Origin of the sequence: Phenylobacterium sp., assembly GCF_046291545.1 — a bacterium.
Taxonomy (GTDB): Bacteria; Pseudomonadota; Alphaproteobacteria; order Caulobacterales; family Caulobacteraceae; genus Phenylobacterium.
Genome location: NZ_JBKBSM010000011.1, coordinates 1 through 23,441, shown reverse-complemented (window position 1 = coordinate 23,441; position 23,441 = coordinate 1). Strand labels below are relative to the sequence as shown.

Here is a 23,441-nt window from a genome sequence, read left to right as displayed (position 1 = left end):
GGAGACCGGAGACGACCTTCACCGCGTGACGGGGTCTGCGCACCGCGCGGCCACGCGCTGGACCGCGCGCCCGCGCTCGTACCAGCCCTTGGACCGGTTCACGATGGCCACCACCGAGAGCATCACCGGCACCTCGATAAGGACGCCGACCACGGTGGCCAGCGCGGCTCCGGAGGCGAAGCCGAAGAGGCTGATCGCCGCAGCCACCGCCAGTTCGAAGAAGTTGCTGGCGCCGATCAGGGCCGACGGCCCGGCGACGCAGTGCGCCTCCCCGCTCGCGCGGTTCAGCAGGTAGGCGAGGCCGGAGTTGAAGTAGACCTGGATCAGGATCGGGACCGCCAGCATGGCGATGATCGCCGGCTGCGAAAGGATCTGCTCGCCCTGGAAGCCGAAGAGGAGGACCAGGGTGGCCAGCAGCGCGGTAAGCGAAACGGGGCCGATGCGGGCGAGCACCCGCTGCAGCGCCGCCTCGCCGCCGCGCTTGATGAGCGCCGAGCGGACGATCTGGGCCAGGGCCACCGGCACGATGATATAGAGGCCGACGGAGAGCAGCAGCGTCTCCCACGGCACGGTTATGGCGGAGAGGCCGAGGAGCAGGCCCACGATCGGGGCGAAGGCCACGACCATGATCGCGTCGTTCACCGCCACCTGGCTGAGCGTGAAGTTCGGCTCGCCCCGGGTCAGGTTGCTCCAGACGAACACCATGGCCGTGCAGGGCGCGGCGGCGAGCAGGATCAGGCCGGCGATGTAGCTGTTGATCTCCCCGGCCGGCAGGTAGGGCCGGAAGACATAGCCGATGAAGAAGGCGCCGAGGGCGGCCATCGAGAACGGCTTCACCGCCCAGTTGACGAACAGGGTCGCGCCGATGCCCCGCCAGTGCCGGCCGACCTGGCGCATCGCGCCGAAGTCGACCTTCATGAGCATGGGGATGATCATCAGCCAGATGAGCACCGCCACGGGCAGGTTCACCTTGGCGATCTCGGCCGAGCCGATCGCCTGGAAGACCTTCGGGAAGAGGTGGCCCAGTCCGATCCCCGCGACGATGCAGAGCAGCACCCAGACGGTGAGGAAGCGCTCGAAGCGCGACATGGCCTTGGGGCCTTCGGCCGGCGCGGGAGGTTCGGTGCTCATGTCCTGCTCATGGTTTCGGCGGAGTCCCGGACCGCGGCCGCGGCCTGGCGAACTCGTCGCGATTGGAGTGGAGATCGAAGAAGGCGAAGCCGGTCACGCAGGGCGCCTCAGGCCGTCGGGCTCTGCGCCGGGCAGCCCTGGCCGGCGATGGCGGCGAGCGGCGCGCAGATTTCCGGCGCGCCGGCGCAGCAGTCCTCCATCAGGAAGGTCAGCAGCGCCCGCATGGCCGCGTAGTTCGCGGTGTAGATGATCGACCGCCCTTCCCGGCGCGCCGTGACGAGGTCGGCGTGACTGAGAAGGTTTAGGCTCGCCGAGAGCGTATTGGGCAGGATGTCGAGCCGGCGCGCGATCTCTCCGGCCGGCAGCCCCTGCTCCCCGGCCTGCACCAGCAGGCGGAAGGCGGACAGCCGGCCCTCATGGGCGAGGGCGGAGAGGCTTGCGACGGCGGCCTTGGTTTCCATATTTCATCAATATAGGAATTATCCGACGATTTGAAGCCGTCCACCCGCCGGCGTATCGAGGCCCAGATGTCCGAGTTCCCCTGGCCGCGGTCCAACCCCGGCGCCTCCCATGACTGAGCCCGACGCCCCCGTCAGCCTGGCGGCCCGGCTCAATCGCGACTGCTTCTGCATCGACGTCGATCCGGCGAAGGTTTGGCGCGCGGTCGAAGCCGTGTCCGGCGGCGTGGTGTCCTGCCGCGAGCTCGCCGAAAAGCGCCCGCATCTCTTCTCGACCGCCCCGGCCTTCATCGCCCGGGCCGACGTCGCGGCCATGGAGGCCGTCGCCATGGCCGTCGAGACCGTGGCCGCGTCGGCCGCCTTTCAGGCCGAGGTCCTCGCCGGCGCCCCGGAGGTCGCCCGCGTGGACCACGGACCGCGCGGCGCCTTCATGGGCTACGACTTCCATCTGACGCCCGACGGGCCGAAGCTGATCGAGGTCAATACGAACGCCGGCGGCGCCTTCCTGAACGCCCTGCTGGCCCAGGCCCAGGTGGCCTGCTGCCCGCAGGTGGCGGCGGTCGCTCCGCCGGATCCGCTGGCGGCCTTCGAGGATGCGGCGTGGGCGATGTTCGACTCCGAATGGCGGCTGGCGGGGCGGAGCGGCAAGCCCTCGGTGATCGCCATCGTCGACGAGGCGCCCGAGGCCCAGTACCTGTATCCGGAGTTCCTGCTGGCCCAGGCCTTCTTCGAGCGCCGCGGCGTCGAGACGATCATCGTGGATCCCGGCGCCCTGGCGATCGCGGATGGCCGCCTCGTCGCGGGCGGGGTCGGCGTCGACATGGTCTACAACCGCCTTGTCGACTTCGCCCTGGCGACCGCGCCGGCTGCGGCGCTGAAATCGGCCTATGAGCGCGGCCTCGTGGTGGTGACCCCCAACCCGCGCAACCACGCCCTGCTGGCCGACAAACGCAATCTCGTTCTCCTTTCCGATACCGATCGGCTCGCGCGGCTCGGCGTTCCCGCCGAGACTCGCGACGTCCTGGCCGCCTCCCTGCTGCAGACCCGGGCGCTGACCCCGGAGGCGGCCGACAGGATCTGGGCGGAGCGCAAGAGGTTGTTCTTCAAGCCGGCCGCGGGCCATGCCGGCAAGGCGGTCTATCGCGGCGACAAGCTCACCCGGGGCGCCTGGGACGCCATGCTCGCCCAAGGCGGCTATGTGGCGCAGGCCCTCGCCGAACCCAGCGAGCGGCGCGTCCGGGTCGAAGGCGCGCCGCAGGCGCGCAAGATGGATGTCCGCCTCTATACCTACGCCGGAAAGACGCTGCTGGCCGCCGCCCGGCTCTACAGCGGCCAGACCACCAACTTCCGCACGCCCGGTGGCGGGTTCGCGCCGGTCGCGGTGATCGCCGATCCCGGCTGCGTGGGAGCGCCGACGCCGCCGGTCCGGGGAGGCGGACTCTCTTGAGCCCCCCGCCCCCGCCTAGCGCGGCAGCTTGCTCGCGCCCATCAGGTAGGCGTCCACCGCCTGGGCGCACTGGCGGCCCTCGCGGATCGCCCAGACCACCAGCGACTGGCCCCGGCGCATGTCGCCGCAGGCGAACACCTTGGGCGTAGTGGTGCGGTAGTCGTTGGTGTCGGCCTTGACGTTTCCGCGCGGGTCGAGCTCGCAGGAGGCCTGGTCGACCAGACCCGCCTTCACCGGGCCGACAAAGCCCATGGCCAGGAACACGAGGTCGGCCCTGATCTGGAACTCGCTGCCGGCGACCTCGCACATCTGGCCGCCCTCCCATTCCAGGCGCACGCACTCCAGCGCCTGGAGCTTGCCGTTCTCGCCGATGAAACGCTTGGTGGCCACGGCGAAGTCGCGCTCGCAGCCCTCCTCGTGGCTGGAGGAGGTGCGCAGCTTCAGCGGCCAGTCGGGCCACACCAGCGGCTTGTTCTCCCGGGCCGGGGGCTGGGGCATGATCTCCAGCTGGGTGACCGACAGGGCGCCCTGGCGGTTGGAGGTGCCGATGCAGTCCGAGCCCGTGTCGCCGCCGCCGATGACCACGACGTGCTTGCCCGCGGCCGAGATCGTGCCGTCCGGGGCGGCGATCGCCTCGGGGTCGCCCGCAACGCGCTTGTTCTGCTGGCGCAGGAAGTCCATGGCGAAGTGCACGCCGTCGAGCTCGCGGCCGGGGACCGGCAGGTCGCGCGGGGCTTCGGCGCCGCCGGCCATCACCAGCACGTCGTAGTCGTCGAGCAGGCGCTCGACCGAGACGGTGACGCCCACCTCGAAGCCGGTGCGGAAGATCACCCCCTCGGCCTCCATCTGGCGGATACGCCGGTCGATGAGGTGCTTCTCCATCTTGAAGTCGGGGATGCCGTAGCGCAGCAGGCCGCCGATCCGGTCGGACTTCTCGAACACCGTGGGGGCGTGGCCGGCGCGGGCGAACTGCTGGGCGCAGGCCAGGCCCGCGGGCCCGGAGCCCACCACCGCCACCCGCTTGCCGGTGCCGCGGGGCGACATCTGCGGGGCGATCCAGCCCTCGTCCCAGCCCTTGTCGACGATCGCGCACTCGATCGTCTTGATGGTCACCGGGGTGTCCTGGATGTTCAGGGTGCACGAGGCCTCGCACGGGGCGGGGCAGACGCGGCCGGTGAACTCCGGGAAGTTGTTGGTGGACTGCAGGTTGTCCAGGGCCTCGCGCCACTGGTCGCGATAGACCAGGTCGTTGAAGTCCGGGATCTGGTTGTTCACCGGACAGCCCTGGTGGCAGTACGGGATGCCGCAGTTCATGCAGCGCGAGGCCTGCTGGTTCAGGACGTCGCCCGGCAGCGGCAGGACGAACTCGTTCCAGGTCTTCAGACGTTCCTTCGGCGGCTCGTATCCGCGGTCACGGCGCTCGACCTCGAGGAAGCCGGTGGGCTTGCCCATCTCGGTTTCTCCTAAGCTTGAGGGTACTTATTCGGCGGCGACGGCGGACGCGGCGGCCCGCTCGGCCGCCAGGTCCTTCAGCGCGCGGCGGTAGTCCCGGGGCATCACCTTGACGAAGCGGCCGAGCGCCTCGCCCCAGTTGTCCAGGATCTCCCGCGCCCGCGCGCTGCCGGTGTAGAGCAGGTGGCGCTCGACCAGGATCTTCAGCCGCTCGGCGTCGAAGGCCAGCATGTCGCCCATGCCGCTGTTGTCGGCCGAGATCGAGCGCTGGCTGGGCCGGCCCTCGTCGCCATCATTAGAGGACGGCGGGGCGATCGGCTCCAGGTCGACCATCGCCGGGTTCACCAGGTCCTTGAAGCGGCCGGCCGGGTCGTAGACGTAGGCCACCCCGCCGCTCATGCCCGCGGCGAAGTTGCGGCCGGTCTCGCCCAGCACCACCACCACGCCGCCGGTCATGTATTCGCAGCCGTGGTCGCCCACGCCCTCGACCACCGCCACCGCGCCGGAGTTGCGCACGGCGAAGCGCTCGCCGGCGACGCCCTCGAAATAGGCCTCGCCCGCGATGGCGCCGTAGAGCACCGTGTTGCCGACGATGATGTTCTCGGTCGGCTTGCGGCGGGAGCCCTGCGGCTGGCGCACCACCACGCGGCCGCCCGACAGGCCCTTGCCGACGTAGTCGTTGGCGTCGCCGGTCAGCTCCAGCGACACCCCGCGGGCGGCGAAGGCGCCGAAGCTCTGGCCCGCCGTGCCGGTGAAGCGGATGGAGATGGTGTCCTCCGGCAGGCCCGCATGGCCGTAGCGCCGCGCCACCTCGCCCGACAGCATGGCGCCGGCGGTGCGGTTGATGTTGCGGATCTGGGCCTCGATGCGAACCGGCTCGCGGCGCTCCAGGGCCGGGGCGGCCTGGGCGATGAGCTGGTGGTCCAGGGCCTTGTCCAGGCCGTGGTCCTGGGTCTCCATGTTCCAGAGGCCCTTCTTGCCCTCCATCGGGGCCGCATAGAGGATGCGCGACAGGTCGACGCCGCAGGCCTTCCAGTGGTCCAGGGCCTCGCGCATGTCGAGGCGGTCGACCCGGCCAATCATCTCGTTGACCGTCCGGAAGCCGAGCTCGGCCATGATCTGGCGCAGCTCCTCGGCCACGAAGAAGAAGTAGTTGATCACGTGCTCGGGCTGGCCGGTGAAGCGCGCGCGCAGCACGGGGTCCTGGGTGGCCACCCCCACCGGACAGGTGTTCAGGTGGCACTTGCGCATCATGATGCAGCCGGCCGCGATCAGCGGCGCCGTGGCGAAGCCGAACTCGTCCGCGCCCAGGAGCGCGCCGATTGCCACGTCGCGGCCCGTGCGCAGGCCGCCGTCGACCTGCACGGCGATGCGGGTGCGAAGGCCGTTGAGCAGCAGGGTCTGCTGGGTTTCGGCCAGGCCGATCTCCCAGGGCGAGCCGGCGTGGGTCAGGGACGTCAGCGGCGAGGCGCCGGTGCCGCCCTCGAAGCCGGAGATGGTCACGTGGTCCGCGCGGGCCTTGGCCACGCCCGCGGCCACGGTGCCCACGCCCACCTCGGAGACCAGCTTGACCGAGATCCGCGCGCCCGGATTGACGTTCTTCAGGTCGTGGATCAGCTGGGCCAGATCCTCGATCGAATAGATGTCGTGGTGCGGCGGCGGGCTGATCAGACCCACACCCGGCGTGGAGTGGCGCACCCGGGCGATGTTCTTGTCGACCTTGTGGCCGGGGAGCTGGCCGCCCTCGCCGGGCTTGGCGCCCTGGGCCATCTTGATCTGGATGTCGTCGGCGTTGACCAGATACTCGGCGGTCACCCCGAAGCGGCCGGAGGCGACCTGCTTGATGCGCGAGCGCATGGAATCGCCGTTCGGCAGCGGCTTGAAGCGGTCCGGCTCCTCGCCGCCCTCCCCGGTGTTCGAGCGGCCGCCGATGCGGTTCATGGCCAGCGCCAGAGTGGTGTGCGCCTCGCGGCTGATGGAGCCGAAGCTCATGGCGCCGGTGGAGAAGCGCTTGACGATCTCGGCGGCCGGCTCGACCTCCTCGATCGGGATCGACTGGCCGGGCTTGAACTTCATCAGCCCGCGGATCGTCAGCAGGCGCTCGGACTGCTCATTGATGCTGGCGGCGAACTGGCGGTACTCGTCCGGGAGGTTGCCGCGCACGGCGTGCTGCAGCCGCGAGACCGATTCCGGCGTCCAGGCGTGGGCTTCGCCACGCAGGCGGAAGGCGTAGGTCCCGCCCACGTCCAGCATGGTCTTGTAGATCGGGTTGTCGCCGAACGCGTCGCGGTGGCGGCGCACCGCCTCCTCGGCGATCTCGTAGAGGCCGACGCCCTCGATGGTGGTGGCCGTCCCGGTGAAGTAGCGCTCCACCAGGTCCGACGAGAGGCCGACGGCGTCGAAGATCTGCGCGCCGCAGTAGGACTGGTAGGTGGAGATGCCCATCTTGGACATCACCTTCAGCATGCCCTTGCCGACGGCCTTGATGTAGTTCTTGCGGACCTCGTAGGCCGACAGCGCGATGCCGCTGCGGCTGCGGATCTGCTCCAGCGTCTCGAACGCCAGGTACGGGTTGACCGCCTCGGCGCCGTAGCCGGCCAGAACGCAGAAGTGGTGCACCTCGCGCGCCTCGCCCGTCTCGATGACGAGGCCGGTCTGCATGCGCAGGCCCTGGCGGATCAGGTGGTGGTGCACGGCCGCGGTGGCCAGGGCCGCCGGGATCGGGATGCGGTCGGCGCTGACCGCGCGGTCCGACAGGATCAGGATGTTCTTGTCGGCCAGCACGTTGTCGGTGGCCTCGCGGCACAGGCGCTCGAGCGCCCGCTCGAGCCCCGCCGCGCCCTCGTCGGCCGGCCAGGTGGCGTCCAGCGTCTCGGTGCGGAACGATCCGTCCAGCAGTTCGCTGATGGACCGGATCTTGGCCAGGTCCTCGTTGGTGAGGATCGGCTGGGAGACCTCGAGCCGCTTGTGCGTGCCGGCCTGGCGGCCAAGCAGGTTCGGCCGCGGCCCGATCATGGACACCAGGCTCATCACCAGCTCTTCGCGGATCGGGTCGATCGGCGGGTTGGTGACCTGGGCGAAGTTCTGCTTGAAGTACTCGTAGAGCAGCTTGGCGCGCCGCGAGAGGACGGCGATCGGCGTGTCCGCGCCCATCGAGCCGACCGGGTCCTCGCCGGTCTGGGCCATGGGCTCCAGGAAGAACTGGATGTCCTCCTGGGTGTAGCCGAAGGCCTGCTGGCGATCGAGCAGGGTCACGGCGTCATTGGCGAGATCGGCCTCGAGCTCCTCGGCGTCGGCGAGCTCCTCCAGCTTGAACTGGGTCTCGGCCAGCCATTCCTCGTAGGGCTCTTCCTCGGCGAGGCGGGCCTTGATCTCCTCGTCCTCGATGATGCGGCCCTCTTCCATGTCGATGAGCAGCATCTTGCCGGGCTGCAGGCGCCACTTGCGCACGATGCGCTCGTCCGGCACCGGCAGGACCCCGACTTCCGAGGCCATGATCACCGTGTCGTCGTCGGTGATGACGAAGCGCGCCGGCCGCAGGCCGTTGCGGTCCAGGGTCGCGCCGATCTGGCGACCGTCGGTGAAGGCCACGGCGGCGGGGCCGTCCCACGGCTCCATCAGGGCGGCGTGGTACTCGTAGAAGGCCTTGCGCTTGGGATCCATCTGCGGATTGCCGGCCCAGGCCTCGGGGATCAGCATCATCACCGCATGGGCCAGGGGGTAGCCGCCGGCCACCAGCAGCTCCAGGGCGTTGTCCAGGCAGGCGGTGTCGGACTGGCCGTGCGGGATCAGCGGCCACATCTTGTCGAGGTCCGGCCCCAGGAGCTCGGACTCCAGGGTGCGGCGGCGCGCGTTCATCCAGTTCACGTTGCCGCGGACCGTGTTGATCTCGCCGTTGTGGGCGATGAACCGGTAGGGGTGCGCCAGCTTCCAGGACGGGAAGGTGTTGGTGGAGAAGCGCTGGTGCACCAGCGCCAGGGCCGAGACCGTCAGCGGGTTCGCCAGGTCCTCGTAGAAGGTCCCCACCTGGCCAGCCAGCAGCAGGCCCTTGTAGACCACCGTGCGGGTGGAGAACGAGGGCATGTAGAACTCGGTCAGCGCCGGCATGCCGCGCTTCTCGGCGAGCTGCTTGAGCGGGTTCTGCGTCTGCTTGCGGACGGCCAGCAGCTTGCGCTCGTGGGCGTCCTGGTTCTTCACGTTCGGGCCGCGGCCGACGATCGCCTGGCGGATCACCGGCATCTCGGCCAGCACCGCAGCGCCCAGGCCCTGGGTGTTCACGGGCACGTCGCGCCAGCCGATCAGCGGCTGCTTCTCGACCTTCAGGAAGTGCTCGAACTTCTCGACGGCCAGATTGCGGGCTTCCTCGTCGCGCGGCAGGAAGCACATGGCCACGGCGTACTCGCCGGCCGGCGGCAGCACCTTGCCCTCGCCCTTGGCCCAGTCGCGCAGCAGCTCGTCCGGAATCTGAATCAGAATCCCGGCGCCGTCGCCCACCAGCGGATCGGCGCCGACGGCGCCGCGGTGGTCGATGTTCAGCAGAATCTGCAGGCCGGCGGTGACCACGTCATGCGATTTGCGGCCTTTGATATTGGCCACGAAGCCAACGCCGCATGCGTCGTGTTCATTGCGCGGGTCGTACAGACCTTGCCGTTCAGGCGCCCCCATTCGGACCTTCCCACTGTTACAGGCGCGCGTTTAGACGGCCGGCGGAGCCGACCGTCCTCTGCGCTTCAGGAAGGCGCATTTACCCGGCAAGATCATCCCTTGTCGATGGGTAGGCGCCCATCACATTGAAATGATCTTCTAATCCGCGGCGTCCAGGAGCGTGCTGTTCGCGTCACGGGCGTTGTTGCAGCCGGTCAGGATCATCGCCGTGGCGAGTTCGCTCTGGATGGCGCCCAGCATCCTGGAGACCATCGGCCGCCCCCCCGCGCCCAAGGCGAAAGCCCAGGCCCGGCCCAGAAGACAGGCCTTGGCGCCGAGGGCCAGGGCCTTGAGCACGTCGAGGCCAGAACGCACGCCGCCGTCCATCAGCACGTCGAGGTCCGCGCCCACGGCGTCGACGATCCGCGGCAGGGCTGCGACGCTGGACCGCACGCCGTCGAGCTGCCGGCCGCCGTGGTTGGAGACGACGATCCCCTGGGCGCCGGCCTTGACCGCGGCGCGAGCGTCCTCGGCGTCGAGCACGCCCTTGATGATGATCGGCCCGTCCCAGGTCTGGCGCACCCAGTCGATGTCCGCCCAGGTGACGGAGCGGTCGAAGTTGCGCGCGATCCAGCCGAGGAAGGCGGTGACGTTGCGCCCCTGCTCCACCGCTCCGGCCACCGAGCCCAGGGTGTGCGGCCGCCCGTTCAGGAAGACGTCCCAGGTCCAGGCCGGATGGGTGATCCCCTGCCAGGCGGTGTTGACCGCACCGGCGAGGCCGCGGCCGGCGAAGCCGGAGCGGGCGTCGCGGTAGCGCGCGCCGGGCGTCGGCAGGTCGACGGTGAAGACCAGCACCGGGCAGCCCGCCGCGCGCGCCCGCGCCAGCAGCTCGCGCATGTAGCCGCGGTCCTTGAGCATGTAGAGCTGGAACCAGGGCGGCGCGCCGGCGCCGGCGGCCACCTCCTCGGCGGTGCAGACCCCGACGGTGGACAGGCAGAAGGGAACGCCGGCGGCGGCGGCGGCGGCGGCGGCCTGGACCTCTCCGCGGCGGGCGTACATGCCGGCCATGCCCACGGGCGCGAGCCCCACCGGCATGGCGAGCTTCTGCCCCGCCACCTCGACGCTCATGTCGAGCCGGCTCATGTCGCGCATGACCCGCTGGCGCAGGGCCAGGGCTTCCATGTCGGCGATGTTGCGGGCCAGGGTCACCTCGGCGTAGGCGCCCCCGTCGATGTACTCGAAGAACATGCGGGGCAGGCGACGGCGCGCCAGTTCCCGATAGTCCGAAACCGACGCTGGGGTCATCCGCCCTGCCCTTTCCTGGTCCCTCGGCTCAGGCGTCCGCCTTGGCCGCCGCTTGCGCCGCCGCCTGAGGCGGCGGTCCCATGATGATCCATACCTGATGCGCCCGCGCCAGCAGTTCTCCCGCCGCGGAGAACAGGGCCACGCCCGCGAACTCCTTGCGTCCGTCGCGGGCCAGGGGCCAGGCCATGACGATGCAGGGCTCGCCCGCCGCCGGGCGGCGCAGGATCTCGCCCGTCATGGTGCCGAGGAGCGCGCCGTGGCGGCCCTCCTTGATCACCCAGGCGAAGTAGCCGGGGCAGTCCAGGGCGGCCCAGACCACTTCCACCGGCGTCAGCCCGCCGGCGTCGGCGAACGCCTCGTGCGGGGTCCAGGCGCAGGCCGAAACCCCCGGCGCGGCGCCCTCGAGCCGGCCGACGAACACGCGCAGCCCGTCGCCGTCCTCGCGCTGAGGCCCGCAGGAGAAGCAGATCGGATGGAAGCGCTCGGTGTGGCCAGGATGGCGCCCGCCGGCGGCGCGGGCGGCCTCGAAGCTCGGCGCGGGCGGAACCTCGGGCAACAGCGCTGCGTCCGCGGCCGACCCCTTGCCGATCAGCGCGCCGTCCCCGTCGAGCATGACGGTCTCGCCGTCCCGGGTCTCCAGCCGCAGGGGCGCATCGAGCGGCACGCGGGCGCGGATGACCGACGTGACCGGGCCTTCGAGATCGCGGGCGAGGATCCCCGCCACATAGCCGCCGTTGCCGGAATTCGGGGGGCCGCAGAAGCGCTGGCCGATGACGATATCCGCCATGAAAGCTCCAAACCTGAAAATCACCGTTCAAGATAATGGTCGAGCTTTATGCGCCGGCGGCCGGTCTTGGCAACCGCGGGGGGCCGCGCCGGTCCGCCGCAAACTATTGACACTTACAACGCCATAATCGAGAAGGAACGCTTGGCGCGCCGACGCAGGCGCCTGGGAGGAAAGGACCGCGCCATGTCCACACCGCTCTGGCGGCGTCTCGCCGGCTTCACCCTCGCCGCCCTCCTGGGCCTGGCCCCCGCCGCCCAGGCGCAGGCGCCGGCGTCCGCGGCGCGCCCCAACATCGTGATCATCCTGGTGGATGACGCGGCCCTGATGGATTTCGGCGCCTTCGGCGGCGAGGCTCGCACCCCCAACATCGACCGGCTGGCGCGCGAGGGGGCGATGTTCACCGCCTACCACACCTCGCCCTTGTGCTCGCCGTCGCGGGCCATGCTGCTGACCGGCGTGGACAACCACCGCGCCGGCGTGGCGACCATCGAGGAGATCCTGCCCCCGTCCCAGCGGGGCAAGCCCGGCTACGGCCTGCACATTGAGCCGGGGGTCTGGACCATCGCCCGGCGCCTGAAGGCCGAGGGCTACCGCACCCTGATGTCGGGCAAGTGGCACCTGGGGCATGGTCCTGGCCAACTGCCCGACTCCCATGGCTTCGACCGCTCCCTGGCGCTGGACGCCTCCGGCGCCGACAACTGGGCCGCCAAGCCCTACATGCCCTACTACGAGGAGGCGCCCTGGTTCGAGGACGGCAAGCCGGCGGCCATGCCCAAGGCCTACTATTCGTCCGACCTGCTGGTCGATCGGCTGCAGGCCTACATCGACGAGCGGCCCCCGGGCTCGCAGCCGTTCTTCGCCTATCTGGCGTTCCAGGCCGTCCACATCCCGGTGCAGGCGCCGAAGGAATACTCCGACCGCTACAAGGGCCAGTTCGACGCGGGCTGGGCGCAGGTGCGGGCCCGGCGGATCGAGCGGGCGCGGCGGATCGGCCTGTTGCCGCCCGAGGCCGGCGCCGAGGGCATGCCCGATTTCGCCCGCGAGTGGGACGCCCTGACGCCCAAGGAAAAGGCCATCTACGCCCGCAGCATGGAGGTCTATTCCGGCATGCTGGAGGCGATGGACGCCAACGTCGGTCGCCTCGTCGAGCACCTGAGAGCCCGCGGCGAACTCGCGAACACCGTCTTCGTGGTCACCTCGGACAACGGCCCCGAGCCGAGCGATCCGGTTCACGCCAAGGGCATGAACATCTGGATGGCGCTGCACGGCTACACCTGGCGTCTGGCGAACCTCGGCGAGGCGGGCAGCCTGAACTTCATCGGCCGCGACTGGGCGTCGGCGATCTCCGCACCGGGCCGGCTCTACAAGTTCTACGCCTCGGAAGGCGGGGTGCGCGTGCCGCTGATCATGTCCGGGCCGGGCGTGAAGGCGGGCCTGAAGGTCGCCTCGCCGGCGTTCGTGACCGACGTCACCCCCACGCTCCTGGAGCTCGCCGGGGCCGCCCCGCAGCCGGCCGCCGCGGCGATGGACGGACGCAGCCTGCGCCCGGTGCTGACCGGCTCGGCGGACCGCACCCACGGCCCGGACGAGCCCGTGGGGATGGAGGTCTCGGGCAACGCCGCACTCTACATGGGCGACTACAAGCTCACCCGGGACATGCCGCCGGTGGGCGACGGGCGCTGGCGGTTGTTCCACCTGGCGCGGGACCCGGGCGAGACGGCGGACCTGTCCAAGGCCGAGCCCGACCGGTTCGCGGCGATGCAGAAGGCCTATGCGGCCTATGAGGCGCGGGTCGGCGTCGCCCCCCTGCCCGAGGGCTACACCACCGACCGGCAGCTCGCCGGCAACGCCCTGGCCAAGCAGGGTCCGGCGATCCTGCGGCTGGCGGCCCTGGTCCTGGCGCTGCTGCTCGGCGTCGCGGGCCTGGTGATCTGGCGGCGACGGCGGGCGAGAGGCTGACCGGCGACGCGATTTCGTCCAGACGGCGTTGGAGCCTTGTGGAGGGCGCGCTAGTTTGGCTTAACCGGCCCGCGTCGGAGTCGACGAGCCTGCAAGGAGATGACGGTGAGCGAAGGGATCGAACGGCCTTGGGCGCTGATGCGCCATCATGCCGGATGGGCTGACGTGTTCCACGTGGAGACGGAGACGGCCGACTCGGTGACGGGCTTCTATCCCGACCGCGAGACCGTGGGTCCGCCCGTGACCTACAGCAACCGCGCCGTGCTGGCGCGCTTCCCCACGATGGAGGCCGCCCGCGCCGCCCGCGAGGGCGCGGTGCTGGAGTGGCGCAAGCACGACGCCGCCGTGCGCGACGCCGAAGCCGCCCTGCGCGACGCCGAGAAGGCCCGCGAGGACGCCTGGCTCAAGTGCCTGAAGGACGCCGCCGGCTGACCGGCGAAAGGCGCGGCCGGGGCCTCAGAACCTGAAGCCCCGGGCCACCGCCCAGGCCGCCGCGGCCGCCAGCACCACGCCGACCAGGATCCGCCAGGCGGGGGCGAACCGCACCGCCGGGGCGGGCCCGCTGAACGTCCGCCAGCCGGTCACCATGGGCCGCACCAGGTTGTCGCGCTTGTAGACCAGGTAGAAGGCGATCGCCGCCAGGTGCAGGCCGATCAGGACGAGCAGGACGTTGAAGCTCGTCTCGTGCAGCTCGGCGAAGACCCGCCCGGTGTCGAAATCCACCAGATGCGACAGGGGCCCGGATTCCAGCCCGTCGACATCCACGGCGAAGAGGCCGAACCCGACCTGGGCGATCAGGGCGGCCAGCAGCGCCAGGACGCTGAGCGCGCCCAGGGGATTGTGGCCGGCGATGTCCGAGGGCCCGCGCTGCGCGAAGCTGCGCAGGTGCGCCGCCACCGCCGCCGGCCCCTTCACGAAGCCGGCGAAGCGCGCCGTCGACGAGCCGGCGAAGCCCCAGTAGAGGCGGAACACCAGCAGCGCCAGCACCGCATAGCCGGAGTAGCGGTGCAGCTCCATCTCGCCTTCTTCGGCGGACCACCAGGAAAAGGCGACGAGCGCGACCAGCGACCAGTGGATCAGCCGGGTCGGCAGGTCCCACAGGCGCACCCGCACGCCCGGCGCAGGCGGCTCGCTCATTTTTCCGGCGCGCGGTACTTGTCGTGGCAGCTCTTGCAGCCGCCGCCGACCGCCCTGGCCTGGGCGCGCACGCCGGCCAGATCGCCGGCCGCCGCGACCTTCTGCAGCTTTGCGGTTTCGGCCTGGAAGCCGCGCTGGGCCGCGGCGAAGCCGGCCGCATCCGACCAGATCGCCGGCAGGGCGCGGGTCTTGGCGCCGGATTCCACGCCGCTGCCCTTGGGGAACCAGCCGGGGATCTTGCCGGCCAGGGTGTTCATCTTGCCCGCGGCCGCGCCGATGGCGGCCATGTCCGGCGAGCCGGCCTTGAGCTCGTCGTTGATGGTCTTGAAGGCCGCGCCGAGCTGCTTGTACTGCTCCTGGCGCGCCGCCACCGCTTTCTGGGCGGCCGACTGGGCGAAGGCCGCGCCCGCCGTCGCGGCGACCAACAGGCCGGCCGCCGCCATCCCCAGCGCCCGAGCGCCCCTACGTCCAATCATCCGCATGCCCTTTCGGCGGCCAAATCCAACGGCCCGGAGATTGCCCGCCCCGCCGACGGAGCGTCAATCTTAACGGCCGAGCTCACGGCCAACAGGTGCGTGATCGCCCACGGCCGCGGCTAGTGGCTTACCCCGGTCCCGCGGGCCGCGGACAGCACGGTGCGCAGGATGATCATCAGGTCGAAGCTGGCGGACCGGCGCTGCATGTACTCGGCGTCGAGCTTGACCTTGTCCGGGATCGGCAGGTCGTCGCGGCCGTTGATCTGGGCCCAGCCGGTCACCCCCGGGCGCAGGCGGTGGACGCCGGCCGCGGTGCGCAGGGCGACCAGGTCGTCCTGGTTGTGCAGGGCCGGCCGCGGCCCCACCAGGCTCATGTCCCCCACCAGCACGCTCCAGAGCTGGGGCAGCTCGTCCAGGCTGGTGCGGCGCAGGAAGCGGCCCAAAGGCGTAATCCAGCGGCCGGGATCCTCCAGCAGGTGCGTGGCGACGTCCGGCGTGTCGGTCCGCATGGTGCGGTACTTGGGCATCAGGAAGATGGCGTTGTCGCGTCCCACCCGCCGCGACCAGTGCAGGGCCGGCCCGGGGGAGTCCAGGCGCACGGCCAGGCCGATCGCCAGCAGCACCGGCCACAGGGCCATCAGCCCCGCGATCGCGATCAGGATGTCGAACGCCCGCTTCACGCCCCGGCCCCGAATGGGTTCTTCCACCTGGAGGCCAGATGCTTACGCCCTGGCGGGCCGCGCGGCTACTCGCCGGCGGCGTCGGACTTCGGCGCCGCGGCCTTGGGTTTGGCCGGCGCGCGCTTGCGCGGCGTAGGGGCGGCCTCGGCCTCGGCGACCGGCGGCGGTTCGGCGGCGGCGTCCATGACCGGCGCCTCGGGGGGCTCCGGCGTGAACTCGGGCGCAGGTTGGGGGACAGGGTCCAGGGCCGCTTCGACAACCGCCTCCGGCGCCTCGGCGGCGGGAGCCGCGACGGCTTCCAGGGCCGCGGGCTCCGGAACCGCGGTTTCGACGACGCGGGCTTCGGCGATCTCGGCTTCCGCGATCTCGGCCGCCTCTGCGACCGGCTCGACCGGCGCTTCCAAGGCCGTGTCCGCGGCCGGGAGCAGCGCAGGCTCGGCGAGGACGGCCTCCACGTTCACGGGGCGGGTCCACCGCGCCATCCACCAATAGGCAACGCCGACCGACGCGGCGCCGGCGAACATGGCCCAGAGCGGAGAGACGCTGCCGACAGGAACCCGCATCGCGGTTTCCATCCTGGCGAGCGCAGCTTCGCGCTCGACCGACTTACCAGACCACTCGAACATCGGAGGCTCCTGGATCAGCGCTAATTTTGTGCAACGCAGCAAAGTATAGCCGAGGATTTTGCACTGCGAAAGCGGAAGTTCGCCAGACGCGCGATCCCTTGCGTTCAGGGGCGCCAGACGCGCCCCTCGCCGCCCTCGCCCTGGACCTGGGCCAGCCATCGGCAGGCGGCGCCCAGCGGCTCGGCGAGCTCGGGCGGGGCGTTCACGAACACCATGGCGCAGCCGTTCATCGTCATCGGATCGCTCAGAGGCCGCATGCGGACCTCGGCGACCAGCAGCGGGCCGGGCTCGGCGTCCTCCAGATCGCGCAGGAAGGCGTCAAAGGTCTCCAGGTCCTTCAGCGGCAGCCACACCGCCTGGACGGCGCGCCGGTTGCGGGCGCTAACCCCGGCGGCCGCCTCGACGATGCGCGCATAGTCGTCCGGCTTCTCGAACGGCGGATCGATCAGCACCAGGACCTCGCCGTCCCGGGGCGTCAGGCCCGGCGCCTCGGCGAAGCCGTCCGCGCAGCGGGTCTCCACGCCGTCCCGCCCCTTGAGCGCGCGGGCCAGGGCCGCGTGTTCGCCGGGATTGAGCTCGCAACCGACATAGCGGTCGCGCGGCCGCAGCGCCTGGACGATCAGCCACGGCGACCCCGGATAGGACTTCACCGCCCCCGGCCCGTTCAGCTTCCGCACCGCAGCGCGCAGGGGCTCGAAGGCGGCCGGGGCGTCCTGCGCCGACATCAGGCGGAGAATCCCGGCGTCGGCCTCCCCGGACCGGCGCGCCTCGGGTCCCGCCAAGTCATAGAGTCCGCGCCCGGCGTGGGTGTCGATCACGGTGAGGGGCCGCGCCCGAGCCGTCAGCCGCTCCAGGGTCAGCAGCACCGCCGCGTGCTTGACGAGGTCGGCGAAGTTGCCGGCGTGGAAGGCGTGGCGATAGTTCAAGACAAAGCTCCGTGGGGCCGATCCCGGCGTCCCCTAGCACATTCCGCGTGCGCCCGACGCGCGCGGCCACTGGCGCGGGCGGGAGCTGCGACGCTATGGTGCCGGCGACAAGGCGCGGCCCGCGCGCCGCCATGAACGGGGCCCGCACCGGGCCGGGGAGGACTTGAGAATGGCCGGACAAAAGCTGCGCTTCGGCGCCTTCATCGCGCCCTTCCATCCGATCGACGAGAATCCGACGCTGGCCCTTCATCGGGACATGGAGCTCGTCGAATGGATGGACAAGCTCGGGTACGAGGAGGCCTGGATCGGCGAGCACCACTCGGCCGGCTATGAGTTGATCGCCTCGCCCGAGGTGTTCATCGCCGCCGCCGCCGAGCGCACCAAGCACATCCGCCTGGGCACAGGCGTGTCGTCCCTGCCCTATCATCATCCCCTGATGCTGGCCGACCGCATCAACCAGCTCGACCACATGACCCGCGGACGGGTGATGTTCGGCGTCGGGCCGGGCTCGCTGGTTTCCGACGCGTTCCTGATGGGCATTCCGGTGGCCAAGCAGCGCGACCGCATGGACGAGGCGCTGGACGTGCTGGTTCCCCTGCTCCGCGGCGAGGAGGTGACCTATTCGGGCGAGTGGTTCGACCTGGTGAACGCGCGCCTGCAGATGACGCCCTATTCGCGGCCGAGCGTGGAGATCGCCGTCGCGAGCCAGGTGTCGCCCACGGGGGCGCGGGCCGCGGGCAAGCACGGCGCCGGGCTGCTGTCGATCGGCGCGACCTCGACGGCGGCGTTCAACGCCCTGGCCTCGAACTGGGCGATCGCCGAGGAGCGGGCCGCCGAGTTCGGCCAGACCATGGACCGCTCGGCCTGGCGGCTCGTCGGCCCCATGCACATCGCCGAGACCCGCGAGCAGGCCATGGCCGACGTCCGGTTCGGCCTGGAGAAGTGGATCTACTACTTCCGCGAAATCGCCAACCTGCCGCTGGTGCCCGAGGGCGTGGCCGACCCGGTCGCGGCCATGGTGGATTCGGGAATGGCGATCATCGGCACGCCGGACGACGCGGCCGCGCGCATCCAGCAGTTGGTCGACCAGTCAGGCGGCTTCGGCTGCTTCCTGCTGATGGCGCACAACTGGGCGCCTTGGGAGCAGACCAAGCGCTCCTACGAGCTGATCGCACGCTATGTCGCCCCGCGCTTCCAGGAGCTGAACGTCAACCGCGAGGCCTCCATGGCCTGGGTCGGGCAGAACAAGAACGCCTTCACCTCCGCCATGCAGGCGGCGGTCGGCGCGCGGATCGCCCAGCACATGATGGAGAAGGGCAGCCAGAACATCCGGCCCGAACTGGCGGCTATGATCCAGGCGGCCGCCCAGGGCCAGGCCCCGGCGGATTCGCCTCCCGGCGACAAGACCCCCGCCGAATAGGTCCCCGGACGGCGCCTCAGCGGCGGATGGAGACGCCGACCCGCACCGTCCGCGGCGCGGCGTAGCTCTCCACCCCGCCGGCGGTCTCCCCGATCTCGACCTCGGCGTCGCCGAGGTTCTCCACGGCCAGGTAGACCTCGGCGTCGGGGCGCAGCCGCCAGGCGGCGCGGGCGTCGAGCGTCACGGCCGGCGAGAGCTTGCGGCTGTTCAGGTCGTCCTCGAACCGGGCGCTTTCATAGCGGGCGTCGGCGGACAGACGCAGACGCGGGGCCGGCGTCCAGTCGAGCCCGGCGGTGACGGTCAGCTCAGGGGTCTGCGCCGGCCGCTTGCCGGTGAGCTGGGGCGCGGCCTCGCCGCCGTCCACCTCCGCACGGGTCGCCGAAGCCGCCGCCCGCAGGCCGAGGGTCGGCGACGCGGTCCAAGCCAGGTTGGCCTCCACGCCCCAGGCTTCGATGGCGCCGGCGTTGCGCCGCTGGCGCAGGACGCCGCCGGCGGGGATGAAGCCCGCGGTCGGGAAGGTCGCCGGCCCCGCGCCGACCGTCACATTGGTGATGGGGTCCTGGAGCTCGTTGTAGAAGACGGTGAGGCTCCAGTCGGCGGCGCCCTCGCGCTGCAGTCCCGCCTCGATCCCGTAGAGGGTTTCCGGCTTGAGGTCGGCGTTGGCCTCGGTCACGTCGTTGCCGACGCGGAAGGGCCGGTGCAGCTCGTTCAGGGTCGGCGGCCGAAAGCCCGAATAGGCCGCCGCCCGCAGCCAGGTCGCCCGCCCCAGCGCGTAGCGCAGGCCGATCCGCGCGGTCGGCGTCGTTCCGGAGTTGTCCGGCGCGCTCTGGTCGAGCAGCAGCGCCCCGGCGCCGAGATCGCGCTCGCGGCGGACCGCCTCGCTGTTGGACCAGGCGTCGACCCGCGCCCCGCCGGTGAGGATGACGCGTTCGCGCACGAGCGATGCTTCGCCGTAGAGACCGCCCACCGCGGTTCGGCCGCCCGCCTCCCGCCCGCGGGTGAAGCCGGCGCCGAGGTTGCGGTAGCGCTCGTTGGTGCGGCCCTCGGCGAACCTTGCGTCGGCCCCGAGCTCCCAGGTCAGGCCCGCCGTCTTGGAACGCCACGCCGCGTTCAGCCCCCATCCCAGCGCAGGGGTCGAATACTGGTCGTTCGCCGGGGTCGTTCCCGAACGGTCGCCGGCGACGGCGGCCGAGCGGTTCTCCAGGTCGGAGGAGCGGACCCAGGCCTGGAGCCGCCAGCCGCCGGCCTGCGCCCCTGGGGCGCGCGCCATCGTCAGCGCCGCCGAGCCGCCGCTGGCGACGGAGCCGGCGCCGACCAGGCCGGCGCCGCGGCGCTCCTCGTAGACGCCAAGCCGCAGGGCGGCGGAGGCCCCGCCGATCATCCGCTGCAGCCGGGCCGAGGCGGCGTAGTCGCTCAAGGTGGTGGGGACGTCGGCCGCGCCCTGCGCCGCGCCGCGAACCGGGACGTAGCCGTCGGTCGTCGAGCCCGCCGCCGTGAGCAGCAGGCCGGGACCGCCGCCGGCGACGGCCGCGCGATAGCTGTCGCGCGAGCCGGCCGAAACCTCCAGCGCAGCGAGGCCTGACCGGGCGTCCCGCTCCTCGAGCGCCACGACGCCGGTCAGCGCCCCGGCGCCGAAGGGGCCCGCGCCGGCGCCGCGCACGATGCTGGCCCCGGCCAGCCCCTCGGGCGGGAGGGACGACCAGATGACCCAGCCGCCGAAGGGGTCGTTCTGCGGGGCGCCGTCCAGCGTGACCAGGGCCCGCCCGGCGCCAGAGGGGGCGATGTCGCGCAGCGACAGCCCCTGGATGGTGGGGTTGGCCGCATCGCTGCCCGTGCGGCGGAACAGCGAAACGCCCGGCGAGCGCTTCAACGCCTCGTCCAGGCGAGGCGAGGCCGAGAGGTCCTCGACCTGCAGGCGCTGGACGGCGAACGCCGCCTCGCCTGGGGCCGGCGGCAGGCGGGGCGGATGGACTATGACGGCTTCGACTTCGGCGGGCGGCGGGGGCGGCGGGAACGGCATAGGGCGTTCAGTAGGCCGATTTTCCAGGCGCGTCAGGTCGGGGCGCCGAGAACCTTCAACCCCCGTTCACGAATTTCGGGACAATCTGGACGCGAACGGCCATTTGGCCGCATGAGGCGCGCGGCGACTAGCCCGGCGAGTCGCCTCCTGGCAAACTGGTCGCGACACGCCCTTGTCGGCCCTGGAGCCGGCCCCGTACGAGGTTTCTGAGATATGGCCGCCCCGGCGATGAGCACGATCACCGCGTCGCTGCTCTATTCCAACCAGTACTGGAGCGGCGCGACCATCACCTGGAGCGCGGCGACGGCCTCCAGCACCTGGCCCGACTACGGCGCCGGCGAGGAGCCGTCCGAGGCGGAATACGCCGGCCTGAGCGCGGCGCAGGTGCTGCGCCTGGCCGCGGCGGTGGAGACCTGGGACCGGATCATCGCCACCGACCTCGTGCAGGTGGCCGATTCCGCCCCCGGCCAGATCCGGGTGGCGATGACCGACACCGACACCCAGGCCGGCGAGAACGTCTGGGGCTACGCCTATTCCCCGCCCTATCAGGGCCTGTCCAGCGGGCTCGGCTACCAGGGCGACGTGTGGATCGACTACGCGCGCACCAACTCGGCCTTCGCCAGCGGCAGCTACGACTTCATGGTGCTGATCCATGAGCTCGGCCACGCCCTGGGGCTGAAGCACTCGTTCGAGGACGGCGCCACCCTGCCCGCGGACTACGACAGCATCATCTATACGATCATGTCGTACGAGAACGGCGATCAGTACGTGCGCTGGACCATCGCCCCGACCGGCTCGGGGGTGCAGTCCGTGCCGACCGAGGTGTTCCCGTCGACGCCCATGGTGTTCGACATCGCCGCCCTGCAGTCGCGCTACGGGGCCGATCCGACGACCGCGGCGGGGGACACCACCTACAGCTGGTCCGAATCCAGCGCCTGGTTCGAGAGCATCTACGACGCCGGCGGCGTGGACACCTTCGACCTGTCGGCCCACACCCGCGCCTCGATCGTGGACCTGACCCCCGGTGGCTATTCCAGCATCGCCTACTGGTCGGCCGCCGATCAGGCCGCCTGGTGGACGAGCCAGTACGCCTGGGCCTCCAGCTTCATCTCCAACACCTTCACCCAGAACGCCTACACCTGGTCGAACAACGTCGGGATCGCCTATTCCACGACGATCGAGAACGTGCTGGCCGGCTCGGGCTCGGACACCATCACCGGCAACGACGCAGCCAACGCGGTCTATGGCGGGGCGGGCGACGACAGCATCGCCGGCTGGGCCGGCGCGGACTATCTGCGCGGCGACAACGGCAACGACGTGCTGACCGGGGGCTCGGAGTTCGACGACATCAACGGCAACGCCGGCAACGACACCGCCTACGGCGGCAAGGGCGGCGACTGGGTGGTCGGCGGCAAGGACAACGACCTGCTCTACGGCGAACTCGACAACGACGTGGTGTACGGCAACCTCGGCGCCGACACGACCGACGGCGGCGTGGGCGACGACACGGTGCGGGGCGGCAAGGACAACGACGTCCTCTATGGCGGCGACGGGGACGACTGGCTGTCCGGCGACCTGGGCGACGACGTCATTTCCGGCGGCGCGGGAGCGGACGTGTTCCATGGCTTCGGCGAGGCGGCCATCGACCGGGTGATCGACTTCTCCCGCGCCCAGGGCGACCGGGTGCAGCTCGACCCCGGTACGGCCTACACCGTCAGCCAGTCGGGCGCGGACGTGGTGATCGCCATGACCGGCGGGGCGCAGATGGTGCTGGTGGGGGTCTCGCTCTCCAGCCTGACGGGCGACTGGATCTTCGGCGCCTAGGCCGCGACCAGCCGGCGCCCAGCTTCATCGCACTGCGGCGCCAGAATGCTGCGTTGCAAAATCTTCGCTTGATGGCCCGCGCGATCGGCGGCATTTCTGATCCCAGGCTAAGTGATCATGATTCAGTTTGGATCACGGCCGGAGGAACGCGCCGGGAGGTGGTTGACCCCAACCCCCTTTCCGGGAATGAAAAAATGGTTCGTTTCGTTGCCCTGGCGGCCCTGGCCGCCGCTGCTGTCGCCGCTCCCGCCAGCGCTCAGGAAGTCCGCGTCTCGCTGGCCTCCAAGACCCCCGAGCAGATCGAAGCCGATGTCGCCGCCGCGGCCCGCGCCGTCTGCCTGCGGGCGACCGCCACCGAGAGCTTCCGCATCCAGGCCTATGGCCGCTGCGTGAAGGACACCAAGGAAGTGACCCTGGCCAAGGTGTACGGCGATGCGCCGGCCGCGGCCAGCGCCCTGGCCCAGCGCTGAGATCCAGCGCGCCTTTCGGGTATGGAGAGGGGCCGGCGGCGACGCCGGCCCCTTTTTCATGGAGCGGGGAACGGCGGCGCAAGTCGGCGCCGCGCCGAAGCCGGTCCGCCTCGCCGCAGCGCCCACGCCCCAAACGCCAGCGGCCTCCCGAAGGAGGCCGCCACGTCTGGTTTCCCGGAGGAAGTTGGGTGCGGGGACAGGATTTGAACCTGTGACCTTCAGGTTATGAGCCTGACGAGCTACCGGGCTGCTCCACCCCGCGGCGAAGCCGGTGTCTGAGATCGTGATTGAAGGGTCTGGACGTGCATCCGTTTGGTAGACCTGGCAGCGACCTACTCTCCCGCGCCTTAAGACGAAGTACCATCGGCCCAGAGGAGCTTAACGACCGAGTTCGGAATGGGATCGGGTGGGGACTCCTCGGCATAGCCACCAGGTCAACGAAACGGATGCAGAAGACATCATTGTCTGGGAAGCTCAAATCCGAGCGCCCATGAGTTCAACTAAGAACGATCAAGCCGATCGAGCGATTAGTACCAGTAAGCTGCACGCGTCACCGCGCTTCCACACCTGGCCTATCAACGTGGTGGTCTACCACGGCTCTCGGCGAAGCCTTGTTTTGAGGTTAGTTTCCCGCTTAGATGCTTTCAGCGGTTATCTATTCCACACTTAGCTACCCTGC

The 23,441-nt window shown here is 70.8% G+C and carries 18 protein-coding genes, 1 tRNA gene and 2 rRNA genes; 6 read left to right on the top strand and 15 right to left on the bottom strand.

Annotated features, from left to right (window positions below):
* Window positions 1-18: 18 nt before the first annotated feature.
* Both arsB and ACK4YQ_RS16790 read right to left on the bottom strand, forming a co-directional pair.
* Window positions 19-1,131, bottom strand: a complete 1,113-nt coding sequence (gene arsB, locus ACK4YQ_RS16795; RefSeq protein ID WP_409612873.1) for an ACR3 family arsenite efflux transporter — start codon at window positions 1,129-1,131, stop codon at window positions 19-21.
* A gap of 107 nt (window positions 1,132-1,238) precedes the next feature.
* A complete protein-coding gene (locus ACK4YQ_RS16790) occupies window positions 1,239-1,592 on the bottom strand; it encodes an ArsR/SmtB family transcription factor (protein ID WP_409612871.1) in 354 nt (117 codons plus the stop codon).
* 109 nt (window positions 1,593-1,701) lie between these two features.
* Between ACK4YQ_RS16790 and ACK4YQ_RS16785 the strand changes: the two genes are divergently transcribed.
* Window positions 1,702-3,036, top strand: coding sequence for a hypothetical protein (locus ACK4YQ_RS16785; RefSeq protein WP_409612869.1), 1,335 nt, complete (start codon window positions 1,702-1,704; stop codon window positions 3,034-3,036).
* Window positions 3,037-3,051: 15 nt separating this feature from the next.
* Here the strand turns inward: ACK4YQ_RS16785 and ACK4YQ_RS16780 are convergent, their stop codons facing one another.
* The 4 genes from ACK4YQ_RS16780 to ACK4YQ_RS16765 all read right to left on the bottom strand — a co-directional run bounded on the left by ACK4YQ_RS16780 (window position 3,052) and on the right by ACK4YQ_RS16765 (window position 11,224).
* Entirely contained in the window at window positions 3,052-4,488 is a 1,437-nt protein-coding gene (locus tag ACK4YQ_RS16780; RefSeq protein WP_409612868.1) for a glutamate synthase subunit beta, read from the bottom strand.
* A 27-nt stretch (window positions 4,489-4,515) separates the two neighbouring features.
* Window positions 4,516-9,153 carry a glutamate synthase large subunit gene (gltB, locus tag ACK4YQ_RS16775; protein WP_409612867.1) on the bottom strand — a complete coding sequence of 1,546 codons (4,638 nt, stop codon included), beginning with the start codon at window positions 9,151-9,153 and terminating at the stop codon, window positions 4,516-4,518.
* 138 nt (window positions 9,154-9,291) lie between these two features.
* Window positions 9,292-10,437: an L-lactate dehydrogenase gene (locus ACK4YQ_RS16770; protein WP_409612866.1), complete on the bottom strand. Its 1,146-nt coding sequence runs from the start codon at window positions 10,435-10,437 to the stop codon at window positions 9,292-9,294.
* A gap of 28 nt (window positions 10,438-10,465) precedes the next feature.
* Complete coding sequence (locus tag ACK4YQ_RS16765; protein WP_409612865.1) at window positions 10,466-11,224, bottom strand: hypothetical protein; 759 nt, start codon at window positions 11,222-11,224, stop codon at window positions 10,466-10,468.
* A gap of 183 nt (window positions 11,225-11,407) precedes the next feature.
* On the opposite strand from ACK4YQ_RS16765, the gene ACK4YQ_RS16760 reads away from it, so the two are divergent.
* Both ACK4YQ_RS16760 and ACK4YQ_RS16755 read left to right on the top strand, forming a co-directional pair.
* Window positions 11,408-13,183 carry an arylsulfatase gene (locus ACK4YQ_RS16760; protein ID WP_409612863.1) on the top strand — a complete coding sequence of 592 codons (1,776 nt, stop codon included), beginning with the start codon at window positions 11,408-11,410 and terminating at the stop codon, window positions 13,181-13,183.
* A gap of 105 nt (window positions 13,184-13,288) precedes the next feature.
* Window positions 13,289-13,615 carry a hypothetical protein gene (locus ACK4YQ_RS16755; RefSeq protein ID WP_409612861.1) on the top strand — a complete coding sequence of 109 codons (327 nt, stop codon included), beginning with the start codon at window positions 13,289-13,291 and terminating at the stop codon, window positions 13,613-13,615.
* A gap of 24 nt (window positions 13,616-13,639) precedes the next feature.
* Here the strand turns inward: ACK4YQ_RS16755 and ACK4YQ_RS16750 are convergent, their stop codons facing one another.
* The 5 genes from ACK4YQ_RS16750 to rlmJ form a co-directional block, all read right to left on the bottom strand.
* Window positions 13,640-14,320: a cytochrome b/b6 domain-containing protein gene (locus tag ACK4YQ_RS16750; protein ID WP_409612860.1), complete on the bottom strand. Its 681-nt coding sequence runs from the start codon at window positions 14,318-14,320 to the stop codon at window positions 13,640-13,642.
* On the bottom strand, window positions 14,317-14,763 hold the full coding sequence (locus tag ACK4YQ_RS16745) for a c-type cytochrome (RefSeq protein ID WP_409612858.1): 447 nt from the start codon (window positions 14,761-14,763) through the stop codon (window positions 14,317-14,319). The genes ACK4YQ_RS16750 and ACK4YQ_RS16745 overlap by 4 nt, the downstream gene beginning before the upstream one ends.
* A 152-nt stretch (window positions 14,764-14,915) precedes the next feature.
* Window positions 14,916-15,476: a sugar transferase gene (locus ACK4YQ_RS16740; RefSeq protein ID WP_409612856.1), complete on the bottom strand. Its 561-nt coding sequence runs from the start codon at window positions 15,474-15,476 to the stop codon at window positions 14,916-14,918.
* Between the two features lie 65 nt (window positions 15,477-15,541).
* A complete protein-coding gene (locus ACK4YQ_RS16735) occupies window positions 15,542-16,102 on the bottom strand; it encodes a hypothetical protein (protein ID WP_409612854.1) in 561 nt (186 codons plus the stop codon).
* A 104-nt stretch (window positions 16,103-16,206) separates the two neighbouring features.
* On the bottom strand, window positions 16,207-17,028 hold the full coding sequence (rlmJ, locus tag ACK4YQ_RS16730) for a 23S rRNA (adenine(2030)-N(6))-methyltransferase RlmJ (RefSeq protein WP_409612852.1): 822 nt from the start codon (window positions 17,026-17,028) through the stop codon (window positions 16,207-16,209).
* A gap of 169 nt (window positions 17,029-17,197) precedes the next feature.
* On the opposite strand from rlmJ, the gene ACK4YQ_RS16725 reads away from it, so the two are divergent.
* Complete coding sequence (locus ACK4YQ_RS16725) at window positions 17,198-18,448, top strand: LLM class flavin-dependent oxidoreductase (protein ID WP_409612850.1); 1,251 nt, start codon at window positions 17,198-17,200, stop codon at window positions 18,446-18,448.
* Between the two features lie 16 nt (window positions 18,449-18,464).
* Here ACK4YQ_RS16725 and ACK4YQ_RS16720 read toward each other — a convergent pair whose 3' ends face one another.
* Complete coding sequence (locus tag ACK4YQ_RS16720) at window positions 18,465-20,468, bottom strand: TonB-dependent receptor (RefSeq protein WP_409612848.1); 2,004 nt, start codon at window positions 20,466-20,468, stop codon at window positions 18,465-18,467.
* 228 nt (window positions 20,469-20,696) lie between these two features.
* Between ACK4YQ_RS16720 and ACK4YQ_RS16715 the strand changes: the two genes are divergently transcribed.
* Window positions 20,697-22,292, top strand: coding sequence for a matrixin family metalloprotease (locus ACK4YQ_RS16715; protein ID WP_409612846.1), 1,596 nt, complete (start codon window positions 20,697-20,699; stop codon window positions 22,290-22,292).
* Window positions 22,293-22,486: 194 nt separating this feature from the next.
* Window positions 22,487-22,762 (top strand): hypothetical protein, encoded by a 276-nt coding sequence (locus ACK4YQ_RS16710; RefSeq protein WP_409612844.1) that lies wholly within the window; start codon window positions 22,487-22,489, stop codon window positions 22,760-22,762.
* A gap of 185 nt (window positions 22,763-22,947) precedes the next feature.
* On the opposite strand, the gene ACK4YQ_RS16705 is transcribed toward ACK4YQ_RS16710, so the two are convergent.
* From ACK4YQ_RS16705 to ACK4YQ_RS16695, 3 genes are all read right to left on the bottom strand, one after another.
* A tRNA-Met gene (locus ACK4YQ_RS16705) sits at window positions 22,948-23,024 on the bottom strand.
* Window positions 23,025-23,081: 57 nt separating this feature from the next.
* A 5S ribosomal RNA gene (gene rrf / locus ACK4YQ_RS16700) occupies window positions 23,082-23,196 on the bottom strand.
* Window positions 23,197-23,268: 72 nt separating this feature from the next.
* Window positions 23,269-23,441 (bottom strand): 23S ribosomal RNA (locus ACK4YQ_RS16695); the annotation flags it as partial.